Source organism: Streptomyces sp. 142MFCol3.1 (assembly GCF_000424945.1).
Classification (GTDB): Bacteria; Actinomycetota; Actinomycetes; order Streptomycetales; family Streptomycetaceae; genus Streptomyces; species Streptomyces siamensis.
Map to the genome: position 1 here is coordinate 59,802 of NZ_AUKV01000033.1, position 16,099 is coordinate 75,900.

11 protein-coding genes and 2 pseudogenes are annotated in these 16,099 nt (G+C 69.4%); 9 read left to right on the forward strand and 4 right to left on the reverse strand.

What is annotated here, in order from left to right; all coding sequences use genetic code 11:
- Position 1 precedes the first annotated feature (1 nt).
- Both H305_RS48040 and H305_RS0135735 read right to left on the reverse strand, forming a co-directional pair.
- Positions 2–913: pseudogene (locus H305_RS48040) on the reverse strand (phosphotransferase family protein).
- A 79-nt stretch (positions 914–992) separates the two neighbouring features.
- Positions 993–1,742 (reverse strand): hypothetical protein, encoded by a 750-nt coding sequence (locus H305_RS0135735; RefSeq protein WP_028804671.1) that lies wholly within the window; start codon positions 1,740–1,742, stop codon positions 993–995.
- Positions 1,743–1,965: 223 nt separating this feature from the next.
- Here H305_RS0135735 and H305_RS48045 point away from each other — a divergent pair.
- The 4 genes and pseudogenes from H305_RS48045 to H305_RS0135750 all read left to right on the forward strand — a co-directional run bounded on the left by H305_RS48045 (position 1,966) and on the right by H305_RS0135750 (position 7,518).
- Positions 1,966–3,320 (forward strand): annotated as a pseudogene (locus H305_RS48045) (tetratricopeptide repeat protein).
- A gap of 1 nt (position 3,321) precedes the next feature.
- On the forward strand, positions 3,322–3,858 hold the full coding sequence (locus H305_RS0135745; RefSeq protein WP_028804672.1) for an NUDIX domain-containing protein: 537 nt from the start codon (positions 3,322–3,324) through the stop codon (positions 3,856–3,858).
- A gap of 140 nt (positions 3,859–3,998) precedes the next feature.
- Entirely contained in the window at positions 3,999–6,455 is a 2,457-nt protein-coding gene (locus H305_RS51480; RefSeq protein WP_078629411.1) for an SIR2 family protein, read from the forward strand.
- Between the two features lie 742 nt (positions 6,456–7,197).
- Positions 7,198–7,518, forward strand: coding sequence for a hypothetical protein (locus tag H305_RS0135750; protein WP_234021367.1), 321 nt, complete (start codon positions 7,198–7,200; stop codon positions 7,516–7,518).
- Between the two features lie 32 nt (positions 7,519–7,550).
- Here the strand turns inward: H305_RS0135750 and H305_RS0135755 are convergent, their stop codons facing one another.
- Together H305_RS0135755 and H305_RS0135760 are read right to left on the reverse strand one after the other, a co-directional pair.
- Positions 7,551–10,148: a glycosyl hydrolase family 65 protein gene (locus H305_RS0135755; RefSeq protein ID WP_028804674.1), complete on the reverse strand. Its 2,598-nt coding sequence runs from the start codon at positions 10,146–10,148 to the stop codon at positions 7,551–7,553.
- Positions 10,149–10,563: 415 nt separating this feature from the next.
- Complete coding sequence (locus H305_RS0135760) at positions 10,564–11,670, reverse strand: threonine synthase (RefSeq protein ID WP_028804675.1); 1,107 nt, start codon at positions 11,668–11,670, stop codon at positions 10,564–10,566.
- 161 nt (positions 11,671–11,831) lie between these two features.
- Between H305_RS0135760 and H305_RS0135765 the strand changes: the two genes are divergently transcribed.
- The 5 genes from H305_RS0135765 to H305_RS0135785 all read left to right on the forward strand — a co-directional run bounded on the left by H305_RS0135765 (position 11,832) and on the right by H305_RS0135785 (position 15,936).
- The gene (locus tag H305_RS0135765; RefSeq protein WP_028804676.1) at positions 11,832–13,169 is read left to right on the forward strand and encodes a DUF4190 domain-containing protein; all 1,338 of its coding nucleotides are present in this window, start codon (positions 11,832–11,834) and stop codon (positions 13,167–13,169) included.
- Between the two features lie 148 nt (positions 13,170–13,317).
- Positions 13,318–14,070 carry a GntR family transcriptional regulator gene (locus tag H305_RS0135770; protein ID WP_028804677.1) on the forward strand — a complete coding sequence of 251 codons (753 nt, stop codon included), beginning with the start codon at positions 13,318–13,320 and terminating at the stop codon, positions 14,068–14,070.
- Between the two features lie 627 nt (positions 14,071–14,697).
- Entirely contained in the window at positions 14,698–14,880 is a 183-nt protein-coding gene (locus tag H305_RS0135775) for an SPOR domain-containing protein (RefSeq protein WP_028804678.1), read from the forward strand.
- 30 nt (positions 14,881–14,910) lie between these two features.
- Positions 14,911–15,309 carry a (deoxy)nucleoside triphosphate pyrophosphohydrolase gene (locus H305_RS0135780; protein WP_028804679.1) on the forward strand — a complete coding sequence of 133 codons (399 nt, stop codon included), beginning with the start codon at positions 14,911–14,913 and terminating at the stop codon, positions 15,307–15,309.
- Between the two features lie 216 nt (positions 15,310–15,525).
- Entirely contained in the window at positions 15,526–15,936 is a 411-nt protein-coding gene (locus H305_RS0135785) for an ATP-binding protein (protein WP_028804680.1), read from the forward strand.
- The last annotated feature ends 163 nt before the right edge of the window (positions 15,937–16,099 follow it).

A 16,099-nucleotide genomic window follows, 5' to 3' on the forward strand; every position in this document is an offset into this window, starting at 1 on the left:
GTCAGATCTCCAGGAGGTGGAGGACATCGGTGAGGTGGCGGCGGACGGCCTTGATGTAGGCGGGGTCGATGACCGGGTCGTTGATCCAACGGATGGCCTGCTCCATGAACCACTCGACGGCCCAGATGCGGTGCCAGCCCAGGGCCCAGTTCTCGGCGGCGAGCCCGCCGCGCGGCGCGAGGGCGTCGGGGGTGCCGCCGGCGGTGACGTACTGCTCCAGGAAGACACGCAGGCGCACAGGGTGCGGGGGCTCGATGGTGCCGTGCCAGCTGGCGAGGTCGAGCAGACCGGGGCCGGTGAAGGCGCGGGCGAAGTCGAGCAGCCGCCAGCCACGCTCGCCGATGTGGAGGCTGGTGGGATGGAACTCGGAGTGCACCCAGCCGAACGGTTCCAGCGTCGCTTCGGCCGAGCGGGCCTCGGCGGCCTGGGCGATCCGGTCGAGCGCGTCCTCGACGTCGTCGGCGTCCTGTCACCGGTCGGCCTTGCGCAGCCGTTCGAGATGCTCCAGTGCCCGGGCCGGCAGCGTCCGCAGCCGCTCCTGGTCGAGGACGGACAAGGGAGGAGCCGTACGGGTGCCGTGCAGGACCACCGCCGCGGCGACGCCGTCGAGGTCGTCGGCCTCGCGGACGGACGGTCCGAGGTCCTCCATGAGCATGCCGAGCCAACCGTCCAGGACGGCGGAGGCGTGGACCTGGGGGACGGGTACGCCGAGAGTGTGGGCCAGGCGGAGGGCCTGGTCCTCGCTGTCGAAGGGCTTCTTGGCGTACTTGAAGATGGCCGTGGAGCCGTCGGGGAAGGACACGCGCTCGACGCCCGACATGGACCACACGCGTACCTCCTCCCGTACGGCGGTGGTCTGGCCGGTAGCGGTGAGCAGGTTGTCGAGGAGTTCGGCGCTGGGATTCGTGGTCACGTGGGCGCTCCGGGGAGGGGTGGTGGCGTCCCGGGCGGGCGAGGGGTGTCGGCCCGCCCCGGAGCCTGATCGGGGGGAGTTACGCGGCGGGGTTCACGCGGTGGGCGTAGACCTGCTCGATCCAGCCCGCCTTGAACGCGGCGAGGTCGTCACGGAAGTTCGCCATCGAGGCACCGTATGGCGCGACCATGCCGCCGGACTGGTCCGGCACGGACTGGCAGCCGTGCACGAGCCGGCCGCCGAGCGCGGCGTGGGCCTTGATGGACTCGATCCGGCGGCGCTCGTTGAACCAGCCGCCGTGGTAGACCTCGTCGAGGATCCCGCCCATCTCGTCATTCAGGTCGAAGACGACGGAGGTGGCGGCGGGGAAGAACCAGCACGGGCCGACGATGGAGATGTGCCCGTCGAGCTCGACCTTGTTGAGCGCCATGAGCGTGGCCGCCTCGCGGAGCATCCGCAGGTGATCGGCGGTGATCTGCGGCAGGCCGAGGCCGGCCAGGTGCTCCTCGCGGAAGAGGTACGCGTACACCCCGTACGCGGTGGCCACGACGCGGGCCGCGTCGGACGTGGACTCACTGTGCTGCTTGATGAAGTCAAGCGCGAGCTGCTCGACCGCGCTCTCGGTTGTCTCGTCCACCTCCAGGAGCTGGGACTTGACCAGCTCCCAGTCGGCGACGAGCCACGTGCTCGACTCGAAGCGGAAGAAGTACTCGGCCGGGTCGATCGTGATGCGTCGGTCGTCGACCTGGATGCCGGGCAGGCGACTCCAGCGCGGGTCGAACGCCTCGGGCAGCTCGACCGTGATGGCCGTGGTGGCGATGGTGGTCACCGTGTCTCCGTCTCTGATCGGCCAGGTCCGGGCACAGGAATGCCCGAGCCTGGTGTGGGCGTACGGAACTTCGAGGTGCCGCCCGGACCAAGGGGGAGCCTGGATCACGGTCGCGCCGTTCCGGGCGGCTGCTGATAAGTGAACCGGTGGTCACGCTGAGTGGGTACGGTGGAAGGCAGTTGAAGCGGTATACGCGGTTTACAGCTCCAGGGCGGAGGGGATCGTGGCGGCGCAGAGAGACCCCAATTCCCGTCTGCGCGACGTCATCAACGCGGCTGGCTGCAGCTACGAGGGCCTCGCCCGAGACGTGCGGCGTATCGCCGCCGAGAACGGCGAGACCCTCCAGACCAAGAAGTCGGCCATCTCGCACTGGGTGAACGGCACCCGTGCCCCGTCCGGCCGGGTGGGCCAGTACCTGGCCGAGGCACTGTCCCGCCGAGCGGGGCGCACGGTCACCCAGACCGAGATCAGCCTCCAGGCCAGCGATGACGAAGTGCCGGCGGAATCCGACCCTGTCCTCGCCGCCACCGACCTGGGCCGCGCCGATGTCGAGCGCCGCCGCTTCCTCGCCATCGCGGCCTTCACCACCGCCGGCGTCGCCATGCCGCTCGGATACGACCACGAAGCCACCGCCCGCATGCTCCGTGCCCGCAGCGGCACGTCCCTGGTCGGGGCGGAGGACGTGGACGTCGTACGCCAGATCACCGCGGCCTTCAGCGCCGCCGACGAGCGCCTCGGCGGCGGACACGGCCTGACCACCGTCACCGCGTACCTCGCCGACACAGCCGCCCCCATGCTGCGCGGACGCTTCCCCAGCGAAGCCTTACGCCGGGCCGCCTTCGGCGCCGTCGCCGAACTCGCCTACCTCCCAGGGTGGAAGCACCACGACCTCGGCCAGGAAGGCGTCGCCCAGCGCTACTACCAGGTCGGCTACAAGCTCGCCTGCGAAGCCGACCCCCACGGCCACGCCGCCTGGATGATGCGCGCCCTCGCCCACCAGGCCCTCAGCCTCAAGCAGCACCACCACTGCGTCGACCTCGTCGAAGGCGCCCTCCGCACAGGTCTCGGCCACGTCGACGGCCAGACCGAGGCTCTCCTCCACATCACCCATGCCCGCGCCTACGCCGCCACCGACGAACACCCGTCGGCCGCACGCGCCCTGCTCGCCGCCGAGGACGCCCTCCTCCGCGATGACGACCCCCAGCCCAGCTACTCCCGCGTGAGCGGCCCCGCCGCCGGCACCGTGGCCAGCCACACCGCCCGCACCCTGACCGACCTCGCCGACCACATCGGCACCGAGCAGCAGCACCGCGACGCCCTCACCCGCTGGGACCCCCAGAAGTACAAGCGCGTCCACGCCCTCACCCACGCCGACCTCGGCGACAGCCTCGCCGCCCAGGCCGGGCAGACGAAGCGGTCGCCGCCTGGACCCAGGCCCTGGTCCTCATGGAGGGCATGACCTCCGACCGGACCCGCAAGGCAATCACCTCAATCCGCTCCACGCTTGTGATTTACCAGCGCCGCCGCGTTCCCGGTGCCGCCGATCTCGCCCGCCGCTCCCGCGAGGCCCTCGCCTAACATGCCCAACAACCCGCCCGACGAAGGGAACACCGTGACCCAGCAGACCGACGACCAGCCGAAGGCCCTCAGGCCGGCGCTCGAATCGATGACCCTGCTGGTCGCGGCCGTCATCGTCCACGACAAGGCCACCAACCGCGTGGTCCTTCTCCAACGCAGCGAGAACGCGAAGTTCGCCCAGGGCCTGTGGGACCTTCCCGTCGGCAAGAGCGAGCCGGGCGAGTCCATCACCGAAACTGCAGTGCGTGAGCTCTACGAGGAGTCGGGCCTCACCGTGAAGCCCGAATCCCTCAAGGTCGCCCACATCATCCACGGCGCCTGGGGCGTCGAAGCCCCCAACGGCTTCCTCACGGTCGTCTTCGCAGCCCACGACTGGACCGGCGAACCCGAGAACCGCGAACCTCGCAAGCACGCCCAGGTCTGCTGGGTCGACGCCGACGCCATCCCCGATGCCTTCGTCGACACCACGGCCAGCGCCCTCCGCCACTACCTGAGCGGTGGGATGGATGTGTCCATTCAGGGCTGGACGGCGGCGTAACGCGCTCACTTTCTCCGTCACCTCATACCGAGGCCCGCAGTAACTGTTAGAGGAGCGGTAGAAGCTCCGTGTCGATCGTTTGATCCTGGCATTTGCAAGAAGAAGACGAGCAAAAGGATTAGCGGAGAGGCTGAGTACTGATGGCGATTGAACTCACGGACGATCAGAAGAAAGCCCTTAGGCGGGCTGTCCATAACGGGGACTACCACCTACTGCTGGGTGCCGGAGCAAGTCGTGACGCAGTTTCTAGGAATGGCTCTGGGCTGCCGACGGGCCCTGAATTGGCAACGCTATTGGCTGAGCGATTCAATGTGCCGATTGAGGAAGGTGACCTGCTGTGGCGAATCTATGCCCGTTCGGTTGAAGACGCAGGAGAGAATGAGGTCTACGACTGGCTTAGGAGTACCTTTTGGGAGGTCAGTCCGCCGGACTGGATGGACGTCTATGCCAGGACCCCGTGGTCGACGGTTTGGACCCTCAATATTGATGATGTCTTCGAGCAGGCATATGCGCGTGTACGATCTGATGAGTCGCGCCCTCTGGTTACCGTGAACTGGGATGACGAGTTTCGCCAGAGTCGCCACCTGTCCGTCGTGCATTTGCACGGATGTGTCGATCGCGACATGGAGAGGCGCCGCCTGGTATTCTCCTTGAGTGAATACTCGGGCAGCTCGATGGCTAGTGCAGCCTGGCCGCTCAATTTCCGCGACACTTATGGGCTCCTTCCTTTTGTGATCATCGGAGCTAGGCTGCGGGACGAGCCGGACATTGAAGCAGTGATCGCCAATAGGACGCCATCTCATGAAGCCCCCAGCTTTTACGTAAGCCCGAGTATCTCGGAAGCCGTTGAGAGGGATCTCCGTAAGTGGAATCTCGTGCCCGTGCGGATGACTGCCGAGGAGTTTGCGGATGCCTGGCCGGAGCTTACGGGCATGAATCTGAAGGAGGCCCCGAGTAGTCGCGAAGAGATTACATTCCGGGTGGGGCGGCAGTTCAGGGAATTGAGACTCGACACCCCTCGGAAGTCATCTCAGGATCACGATTTCATTGGGGGTGACGAGCCTGAATGGGGCGATATTCAGAATGGATTTAATGCGGATCTTGACTGGATTAGGCAAGCTTCAGCTGACTGTCAACAGATCGGTCGAAGCATCCGTACGAACACGGCCATGGTCTATGTGGGGAAACGCTTGACCGGCCGCACCACTGGGCTGCTTGCTATTGGGAAGGCGCTGAGGACCCTTTCGTGGCGGACTTACCTCTATGTTGGAGACGAGCGCCCCGACATCGATGCCATTGTCCAGTTTGCCGCCGGCGGGAAGGCGGTCGCGCTGCTGTTTGATTCCGTCGCAGACATTGCCGACGACGTCGCGTCTTTGTTGAGCCTGGCGCGAAGCGCCGATCTCCAGATTATCTGTGTTGCCGTCGATCAGGTGGATCGGACCGCGAACGTGCTCGGGCGAATCGACGAGGTATACCTGGCCCGCAACCGCATGACGACCATCAATAATCACCTGACGAAAACCGATGCTGCACGGCTGGTTGATAAGCTTCAGTCCATTGGGCGACTGGGAATCCTTGAGTCCGAGAAGAAGGACTACCGTCGCCTGGCTCATTTCCGCGGGCGTGAGTTGTTCGATTCGATGGCCGAGCTGGAGAACGCTCCAGGATTTGGCCGGAGGGTGAGTGAGCTGGTTGGCGCTATCACTGACCCGAACCACATTTCTGTTCTCTTGCTTGCTGCTCTTGCATCGCGCTTCGATCGCAGGTTCCACGCCTCCGATGCAGCTCGAATGGTGGGCATGGAGAGTGATGCTCTCGTTCGACTGATTCGCGATGGCCATCCACTTTCTTCGGTGTTGAAAACAGACGGTATCTGGATCAAGCCCAGACAGCGTTGGATGGCACTCGAAGCCTGCGTAGCGCGACTTGGCAGTCGAGAGGCGCTCGCGACAATAGGTGCGGCCATGCAGCGCGTCGCCCCGCGCTTGGGCAGGACTAGCCAGCGGGAGCGGAATGCAACATCGCTGCTCGTGGGTTCCTTCATGGCCTATAAGAACGTGTCAAGTGTATTTCCGAATGAAGACCTCGATCAGTGGTACGAATCACTGTCCCCGACATTTGGCGATTGGAGCGCACGCTATTGGGAGCAGCGGGCCATCCTGAACCGACATGTGGGCAGATCAAAACCGGAGGTGCTGGCAAAGGCGGAGTCGTTCGTGCTCCGTGCAGTAAATATTGTCCGAGACTCGTACAGCCTCACTACACTCGGAACAGTTCTCCTGGTCAAAGCTGCATACGGCTCCGGGAGAGACGTGGAGCATTATTATGACCGTGCGATCGACGCTTTTGAAGGTGCTAGCGAGGCAAATCCAAATAACCTAGTCACCTGGGATGCATTCCTGCGTTACGCCCTCCGGGTTCTAGCTCCGGATGGAAGTTCCCTCCGGACTCTCGATGACGAGCTGATGGAGCGTCTTCAGGACGACTGGCTCGGAATCCACTCGCAAAGCGTGGTCGCGGCCGGAGCCAGTGAGGAAATGAAGAGAGAGTTGGCGAATCTCAAGCGTCGTTTCCAGAGGATCACGGGACGCTGAGTGGTGAGAATCTGTCGTGCGAAGGGTTTGATGTGAGGTTCGTGGCCCGGGTGACTCAGCGCTCGGTCCATTCTGAAGAATGGATCTCATAAGCTGGTTGCTGCGGAGGGCAGGTGCTGAATGAATACTCAACAGCTGAGCATTACGTTCATCCTGATGGTCGCTGGCGTCGAGCTGCAGATTTGGTCATCGAGTCCGGATCGAGTCGGTCGACAGTATGCCCTTCAGTTGCCGTCAATCTTTCTTTATTCCCTTGGCGGAGCTCTCCTTCTATTCCCCGTATTTCCGGACTCCATCTCCGAGGGGCGCGCACTTGGCTTCACGCTCGGAGGCGCGACAAGTTTTGTCGCGTTCTTCATGCTTGCTGCGTTGGTTGGCTGTCCCGGACCAATCAGCGTGACGAGGTTCTGGCCGCACTTGCGACGGCACGTGAGGAGACTGCTGCTGCAAAGCGTCAACTGGAAGTTGAGCAGGTAATAGTCCGTCCTCCCAGCCCCCTGCAGCAGTGTGCGCGCGTCCTGGCTCCGCTCCGCGGCGATGCCAAGCGTCGCGTTGGATCCGTCGGGAGCCAACGCATGCCAACGAAGAAATCCCAGGTCAGGGCCCTGGGTGGGGCTCCGCCGCAGGTCAGGATCAGCCCGCAGACATTCCGCTTCAACGTGTAGCGGGTGACGCGCCACCACGTCACTGATCTGGCAGACATGCAGTTCAGGAGGGGTTCGGCTCTTTGGAGTCGGACCCCTTGGTTTACCCCGTGCCGGGGTTGTGCTGGGACCGACGGGCCGGCGGGCGCAAGCCCGAGGCACTGCGGCTACGCCCCCTGCTCCATGGATTCGACTACCTGCCCCGCCATGACGAAGAGTTCGAGCGGACGCTCGAGACCCAGGCTCTGGCCCTGAACGCCGGCTTTCACCGGGCGCTGTCGCTGGCTGGCGTCCTCGTCGCGGCAGTCGCCGAGCGGCGTCGAGCCACGGTCCTGCGCTACGACGGCGACTTCGACATGATCGCTTCGGTGAGCGGGCTGCGGGCCGAGTGGGTCGTGGAGCCGGGCACCGCCGACTGAGCCGGGGACGCGCACCGGCACCCGTTCCGCCCTCAGCGCCGTACGTCCAGCGCGGTGAGCGCCGCGGGCCCCTGCACGCTCACGCGTACGTACCGGGCCGCGCCGCCGTCGGGCGCGTGCCAGGCCCGCCCGTCCGCCGAGACGTCGGCACGGGCCGAAGCGGGCCGCGTCGTCCAGGCCGGCCGGACGGAACCGACCGGGGTCACGCGTCCCAGGTCGACCGTGAGGGAGGCCCGGTCGGCGTCGGGTACCCACGCGGTCGCCGCGTTGCCGTCGACCGCCGCCTCCGGGTAGAGGCCGGGCTCCGACGAGGTGGCCGTCGCCTTGCGGCAGCGGGCGAGGTCGGCGGTCGGGGCGAGGTCAGGGCGGCGCGTCCTGAGGGTGGTGGTGCCGGTGAGCGTGCGGCGCCCTTCGGGCGTCTCCAGGGTGAAGGGGGCGCCGGAGCGCAGCCGGACGGTCGTGGTCGTGGGCCCGATGGCGACGTCGTACGTACGGCCGCGCCAGCGCAGGCCCGACAGGCGTACCCCGGCGGACAGTTGGGGCGGGAGCAGCGGATCGAGACGCAGGGCGTCCTCGCGCAGCCGCAGTCCCGTCAGTCCGTGGGTGAAGATCTGGAGGAAGCCGCCCTTGCCGGTGAGGAAGTCCTGGGCCGGGGACCCGGCGAGGGTGTCGCCCGCGCCCGCCTTGTCGCCGCGCGCCTCGGAGAAGAGGGCGAACGGGCCGCGGGCGAAGGGCCGGTAGGCGCGCTGGAGGAAGGTGTACGCGGCGCAGCCCGGTTCACCGATCGCGGCCGCGTCGATCGCGTGCACCGAGTCGGTCATCGCGGGGCCGTCCGGATCGGTGCGCGCCGTGTAGTGGTCGAGGGTCGCGGACGCGGCGCCCTCGGGCATCGGCCACTCCAGCGGGTAGATCAGCAGAACGGTGTCCGCCTGCTTGATCCGTGACCCGTCGTACCCCGCGTACTGGAGGAAGATCCTGCGCTCCGGGTCGTACGGCATGCGCAGCCCGCCCGCGACCTCGGCCCACTCGGGGGCGGCGGGTGTGCCGAGAAGAGCCGCCGCGCGGGTCGCGGCGTGCAGGGCGGTGGCCGCGACGCCGTTCGTGTACACGCCGTCGTCGACGCCGTTGCTGTACTCGTCCGGCCCGGCGACGCCCTTGACCGAGTACGAGCCGTCGGTGTTCGCCGTGGCCCGCGAAGTCCAGTACTCCGCGAGGCCCTTGAGCAGCGGCCAGCCGTGCGTGCGCAGCCACGCGCGGTCCCCGGTCGCGAGGTAGTACTGCCAGACGGCCAGCGCGATGTCGCCCTGGAGGTGGTTCTGGGTGAGGCAGTGCGGCGGGTTCCAGCTCTGGCACTCGGTCCACAGCCGGCCGTGCCGCGCGCTCGTCCACGGATAGAACAGCCCCTTGACGCCGGTCCTGTGCGCGTTGTCGGCCGCCGCGCCGCGTGTGCGGTAGCGGTACTCGAGCACGGGGCGGGCGAGTCGGGGCCGGGTGGCGAGCAGCGGGGGGAACATCCACGTCTCGGCGTCCCAGAAGACCATGCCCGCGTAGTCGTCGCTCGTCAGCCCGGCCGGTGCGACGCTGTCGCGGGCTCCGGCCCGCAGCGCGGACAGCAGGCCGTACTGCGCCGAGCGCGTCCACAGCTGGATGTCCGGGTGGCCCGGCACCTCGATGTCCGCGCTCCACAGCGCGCGCCAGGCCGTGGTGTGCGCCGCGACGAGCGCGTCCCAGCCGCGGTCGGCGGCGCGCAGCGAGGCCCTGCGGGCCGCGTCGCGGGGATCGTGCGCGGTGAGCGAGGTGTCGACGCCGACGTACTTGGTGACGTCGGCGGCGCGGCCCGCGCGGACCTGGAACGTCGCCGGCCGGTCCGCGCCGAGCGTGCCGTGTGCGACGGCCCGCCGGGGGCGTCGGGGCGCCTCCAGCGTGGACACCACCGCGCCGTCCACCGCGGTGCCGTCCGCGTGGAAGGCCACTCCCGTCGTGCGGTGGCCGGAGCGGACGGTGCCCGTCTGCGTGAGGCGCCGGGCCCCGCGGCCGTCGATGCGGTCGGTGACGGTGACCTCGCCGTCCCAGTGCGGGGTGAGGCGCAGGCGTACGGCCCCGGTGTGCGGGGAGTCCCGGGCGGTGAGCACGTCGTACGTCAGGTCGGTGCGGCGTCCGTCGGTGGTCGTCCAGGTCAGGGAGGTGCGGACGTATCCGCAGCGCAGGGAGAGGGTCTGGCGGTAGTGCGAGGTCCGGCTGCCCGCGCCGTACGTCTCGTCGCCGACGCGGATGTCGAGACCCGTCCAGGAGGGCAGCGCGGCCATTGCTTCGCGGCCGGCCGTGTTCTCCGGGCCCCGGGCGTAGAGCCCCGCCACGAAGGCGCCGTCGTAGCGCGGGGTGTAGAGGGGCCAGCCCGTCCTCTCGCCGGTGGCCGCGTACCCGGTGCCGGCGGGCGGGACGCGGGCGCCGAGATAGCCGTTCCCGACGTAGGGATGGTGGCTGTCCGCGGGATCGATCGTCGTCGCGGTGGGGGACCAGGCGGGATCGCCCTCCGCGCAGCCCCGGGGCCCGTCGGCTGCGGACGCCGCGGGGACGGGCAGCAGCAGGGCGGCGGCGAGCAACGGGACGAGGCGGCGCGGGGTGATCACCGTCCGACCATGCGGCGCGCGACGGCCGGGGAGCCGTACGCGCGCCGGGGCGTCCCACGGACGGAGCGCATCCGGCGACGGCGCGCGCCCGCACTGCCCCGTGCCGCACGGAGCGCAGCCGGCGGCGGTACGGGCCGTTCGCCGGGGGGAGCTGTTCCGGGGGCGCAGGTCCGCGCTGCCCGTGCCGCACGGAGGGCATCCGGCGGCGGCAGGGGGCCGTTCGCCCGAGGACACGGTTCCGGTGGCGGCAGGGGCCGTTCGCCCGACGACACGGTTCCGGCGGCGGCAAGGGGCCGTTCGCCCGGGGAGCCGTCTTGACGGGGGTGCGGGATGCTCGCCGGGGGAGCCGATACGGCGGCGCTCCGGGAGGCTGACCCGCGGGGCCGTTCCGGCGGCGGCGCGGGGCCGCCGTCCGTCACGCCCGCGCCAGCCCCGTCTTCAGTCCCGCCCCGCACAACGGCACAACCGCCGAGCGTTCCCCGAGCGCTCCCTCTCGGACGGCGGCCCAGCAGGCCACCCCCGTGGACTCCACGTACAGCCCGCGGGAGGCCAGATCCGTCTGGGCGTGGCGGATCTGATCCTCCGTCACGGTCAGGAAGGTGCCCCCGGAGTCCCGTACCGCCCGCAGGATCTGACGGGCCCGGGGCGGAGCCGGGATCGCGATGCCCTCGGCGAAGGTGGGCGCCATGGGGGTGACGCCGACCAGGTCGTCCGCGTCCTTCGACCAGGCGTGCGCCAGCGGTGCGACCGCGGCGGACTGCACGGCGTACAGGGCGGGCCGGCGGTCCAGGAGCCCCGCCGCGTACAGTTCGGCCACGGCGAGCGCGGCGCCGAGCAGCAGGGTGCCGTTGCCGACGGGGACCACGATGACGTCGGGGAGCCGTCCGCCGAGGTCTTCCCAGAGTTCGTGGACGTAGGTCTTCGTGCCGTGCAGGAAATACGGGTTGAAGACGTGCGAGGCGTAGAAGGTGCCGGGCTCGTCGGCGTCCTCGCGCGCCGTCCGCGCCGTCACCTCACGGTCGCCCTCGACGACGCGCAGCCGCGCCCCGTGCGCCTCGATCTGCTCCAGCTTCTTCGGCGAGGTGCCCTCGGGGACGTACACCGTGCAGGGCAGCGAGGCCCGCGCGCAGTAGGCGGCGATCGCGGTGCCCGCGTTGCCGCTGCTGTCCGCGAGCACCTGCCGGGGCTCCAGCCGCAGCGCCAGCTCGGTCAGCAGGACCGCCCCGCGGTCCTTGAACGACAGGGTCGGCATCAGGAAGTCGAGCTTGGCCGAGATGCCGTCCCGGAGCGGGACCAGCGGGGTGCGGCCCTCACCCAGGCTCACCGAGGGAGCGGCCAGCGGCAGGCACTCCGCGTACCGCCACAGCGAGTTCACCCGCCCCGTCAGGGACTTGAGGGGCGCCGGCGTCGGCGCGAAGTCCAGGTCGAGCGGACCGCGGCACACCGGGCAGCACCAGGCGAGGGAACCCCCGGGGACGCGGGTTCCGTCCACGGGGCAGAAACAGTCCGGCAAGGGAGTCATGCCCGCAGGTTAGATGCGGTGACCGCGGAGGCCGTGGCATGACGGGCGGGGCAGCCGGCTGCCCGCGTTCCGCGCCCGGTCGCCGCGCGCTTACGATGCGCCCAGTCAGTTGGCAGCCGTACGCACGTTCCATCCCGCCTGGACTAGGAGCAAGGGAACTCGTGGCCATACCCCCGCCGCCCGGGTCGCAGCAGCCCGAGGACCAGTATCCGCCTCCGGGGACGCCGCCGGGCGGACACCCCGCGTACCCCTCGCACCCCCAAGGGCCGTATCAACAGCCCGGGGCGTATCCGCAGCCTGGTGAACCGGGTCCGTACCAGCAGTCCGGGGCGTATCCGCAGCCCGGTGAACAGGGTCCGTACCAGCAGCCCGGGGCGTACCCGCGGCCGGGAGTCCCCGGGCAGTACCAGTCGTGGGGCCAGGGCTACTCCCCGTACAACAGTCCGGCGCCGGTCAACGGGCTCGCCATCTCCGCCCTCGTGCTCGGCATCCTCTGTTTCCTGCCCGCCATCGGTCTCGTGCTCGGGGCCGTGGCGCTCGCGCAGATCAAGAAGCGGGGGGAGCGCGGCCGGGGTATGGCCGTGGGCGGCATGGTGATGTCGTCGATCGGCGTCGTGCTGCTCGCGGTCGCGGTGGCGACCGGCGGTGCCCGTGACTTCTGGGACGGCTTCCGCGACGCGGCGAACGACGGGGGCGGCGCCGCCTTCTCGCTCGAGAAGGGCGAGTGCTTCGACGCGCCGGGCGGTGCGCTGGAGGGCATGGCGTACGACGTCGACAAGGTGCCCTGCACGGGCGAGCACGACGCCGAGGTCTTCGCGGACTTCGAGCTGCGCGACAGCGGCGGCTACCCCGGAGACAGTTCGATCACCGACACCGCCGACGACCGGTGCTACGCGCTGAAGGACAGCTACGCGATGGACACCTGGGCCGTCCCGGACGACGTCGACGTGTACTACTTCACCCCGACTTCGCAGAGCTGGCGCCTCGGTGACCGCGAGATCACGTGCCTGTTCGGCAACACCGACGAGAAGGGCAGCCTGACGGGCTCGCTGCGCAAGGACTCCCTGACGCTCGACCCCGACCAGTACGCCTACCTGGGGGCCGCCCAGATCCTCAACAGGGCGATGGAGGCGGCGCCCGACGAGGAGTACGTCGAGGATGACCTGCCCGGCCACAAGAAGTGGGCGACCGACGTCGTGGAGGCGCTCGGCCGACAGGCGGACCGGCTCCGCGGCCACACCTTCGCCCCGGCCGCCGGAAAGCCGGTCACCGCGCTGGTCGAGGACATCGGACGGTCGCGGAAGGAGTGGGCCGAGGCGGCGAAGGCGGAGGACGCCGAGGCCTTCTACGCCCACTACGAGAAGGCCATGAAGCTCATCGACCCCAAGAAGACGGTCACCGCACGCAAGGCTCTGGGCCTCGCCACGACACCGCCGGCGGTCGACGAGGAGGGCGGCGACGGAAGCGGCGCGGGAAGTGGCACCGGCATGGAGGTGTGACGGCGGCTATAGCGGGGAGAAAGTGCCTGCGTAAAGCCCTTGTACAGATCTCGTCATCACATCGAGTGATTCTCTGGCCTTTGCTTGCATGGCACAACCCACGGTTGCCACGCTGTTGCTGTCTGTACAACCTGATGGGAGCGGCTAAGTGACATTCGGTGAGCAGCCGGCGTATCTGCGCGTCGCGGGTGATCTCCGCAAGAAGATCGTCGACGGTTCGCTGCCACCGCACACCCGCCTCCCCTCGCAGGCCAGAATCCGCGAGGAGTACGGCGTCTCGGACACCGTCGCGCTGGAGGCCCGCAAGGTGCTCATGGCCGAAGGGCTGGTCGAGGGCCGCTCCGGATCGGGCACATATGTGCGCGAGCGCCCGGTGCCGCGCCGCGTCGCCCGCTCCGGGTACCGCCCGGACAGCGGCGCGACCCCCTTCCGGCAGGAGCAGGCCGAGCTCGCCGCGCGCGGCACCTGGGAGTCCCACAGTCGGCAGGTAGAGGCGAGCGGCGTGATCGCCGAGCGGCTGTCGATCCGGCCCGGCGACCGCGTGATGTGCACGCACTACGTCTACCGTGACGGCGGCGAGGTGATGATGCTCTCCACGTCCTGGGAACCCCTCGCCGTCACCGGCCGCACCCCCGTCATGCTCCCCGAGGAGGGGCCGCTCGGCGGCATGGGCGTGGTCGAGCGGATGGCCGCCATCGACGTGATCGTGGACAACGTCACCGAGGAAGTCGGAGCGCGCCCGGGCCTCGCCGAGGAACTGCTCGCGCTCGGCGGGGTCCCCGGGCATGTGGTCCTGGTGATCCAGCGGACGTTCTACGCGTCGGGACGTCCGGTGGAGACGGCCGACGTCGTCGTCCCGGCGGACCGGTACCGGATCGCCTATCACCTGCCGGTGAAGTAGCGGGCGCCGTTCCGGCGGCCGGCCGGACGGGTCTGCCGAGGGGCGGATGGGGCGCCGCCCCGTCGCCCGCGGAAGGCACGCCCCGGCGGCCGGGTGCCGGCATGCGGACCGGCGGTGGGGCCGGGGGGTGCCGGCATACGGCCCGAGGTGGGCCCGGGGGAGGAGTGCCGGCATGCGGGCCGACGGGGGCGGGGGCAGGATGCCGTCGAGCGAAGTGCCCGGATTCGGCCCGGGAGTGAAGGAGCGTGGGGCGCCTGCGGGCGCTGTGGCGGACGGGTCTTCGGGGACCGGAAGCGCCTGGTGGCCACTGCCGTGACACGGCGGCCGCGCCGACCAGGCCGGCCGCCAAGTGGCCACTACCGAAGCCTGGTTGGAATCTGGCCTTTCTCAAGTGCTGCGCCGGGAAAGGACTTAGCCCTGCTCGACGGCGCCCCGGGAGCGGCCGGCAGCGCGTTCCGCGGCGCGCGCCCCCCGGCCCCGGCTCCCTTATTGGCTGGTTGCGTACCTCTTTGTGAAAAGCCGTATTCGCTGCGTGAAGGTTAGGCGTAGGCTCGGGCATATGCGGATTGCGGTTTCCTTGGAGGGCGGAGCACGACGGGGGCCCGGGACGGGAAGTGGAGGGGCGCGATGAACGACGGCACGATCACTCTTCCCTGGCTCGTCATACGACAGGACGACAACGGCAATCGCTATCGCGTCGGCAGGTACGCGACCCGCGCGGAGGCCCAGAAGATCGCGGACAGCCTCGACGATCGCGGGCACAAGCAGCTCTACTGGGTCGAGCGCATCGGACAGAACGGAAGCCGGTGACCGGGGCGGCGCTCCCGTAGGCTCCGGCGCATGGAACGGATCGTGGTCGTCGCAGCCGCCCTGCTCGGCGGCGGACGCCTGCTCGCCGCGCGCCGCAGTGCGCCCCCCGAGCTGGCCGGGCGCTGGGAGTTGCCGGGCGGCAAGGTCGAGGAGGGGGAGACCCCCGAGCATGCGCTCGTACGCGAACTGCGCGAGGAACTGGGCGTGGAGGCGGAACCGCTGGAGCGGATCCCCGGCGAGTGGCCCCTGAAGCCCGGATACGTCCTGCGGGTGTGGACCGCCCGGCTGCTCTCCGGAGAGCCCCGGCCCCTGGAGGACCACGACGAGCTGCGCTGGCTGACGCCCGACGAGATCTGGGACGTGGACTGGCTGGACCAGGACGCGCCGGCGGTGAAGGGCGTGCTGCAGAGGCTGGACGCGCAGGCGTGACGGCCCGGCGCACGCCAGTGCCGGTGTGCCCCGGCCGTGCCCCGGTCGCCGCGGCGCACGCGTCGTACGGATGGCGTAAGGAAAAGGGCGGAACGGGTTTCGCGGCTCGTACGCCGTTCGTGCCACAGTGCGCCTCCGTGGGCGGTAAGGCGCCCGGTATATCGGGTATGTGCCCATTAACCCCACGAAATCGGACATGGATTGCTGGCCTGGGAAGTGATCGGCGTGATCGACACCGAAGGCGACTGTGCCGAGTGGACCTTTCCCGCGGAGCCAGGTGCCGTCCGTACGGCACGCGCCGTCGTCCGGAGCCAGCTGCGCACGTGGGAGCTGGACTCGCTCGGTGACATCGCCGCCCTGCTGGTCAGCGAGCTCGTGACGAATTCCCTGCGGTACGCCACCGGCCCCATCGGAGTGCGACTCGTCCGCCCCGACGGGCTGCCGGGCGAAACCCTGCTGGTCGAGGTGTCCGACCCGCTGCCCGAACCGCCGCGCGAGCGGACCGCCGACGCCGGGGACGAGAGCGGCCGCGGACTCCAGCTGGTGGCCGGATCGTCGCGGCGCTGGGGTACCCGCCTCGCGGAGGCCGGCAAGACCGTCTGGTTCGAACTCGCGGTACCGGGCTGAGCGCCGGCGGACCCTCCTCGGCCGAGCGGCCCCGTGAGCAGGCCTGGCGGGGCGGGCGGGGGCGCGTCCGGGCACGGCCGGATGCGACCGTATGGTTCAGGCCACTGGCGCTTGCCGGACTCTTTGGTTCGAGGGGGCGCGACCTGGTTAGAAGACTGGGAGT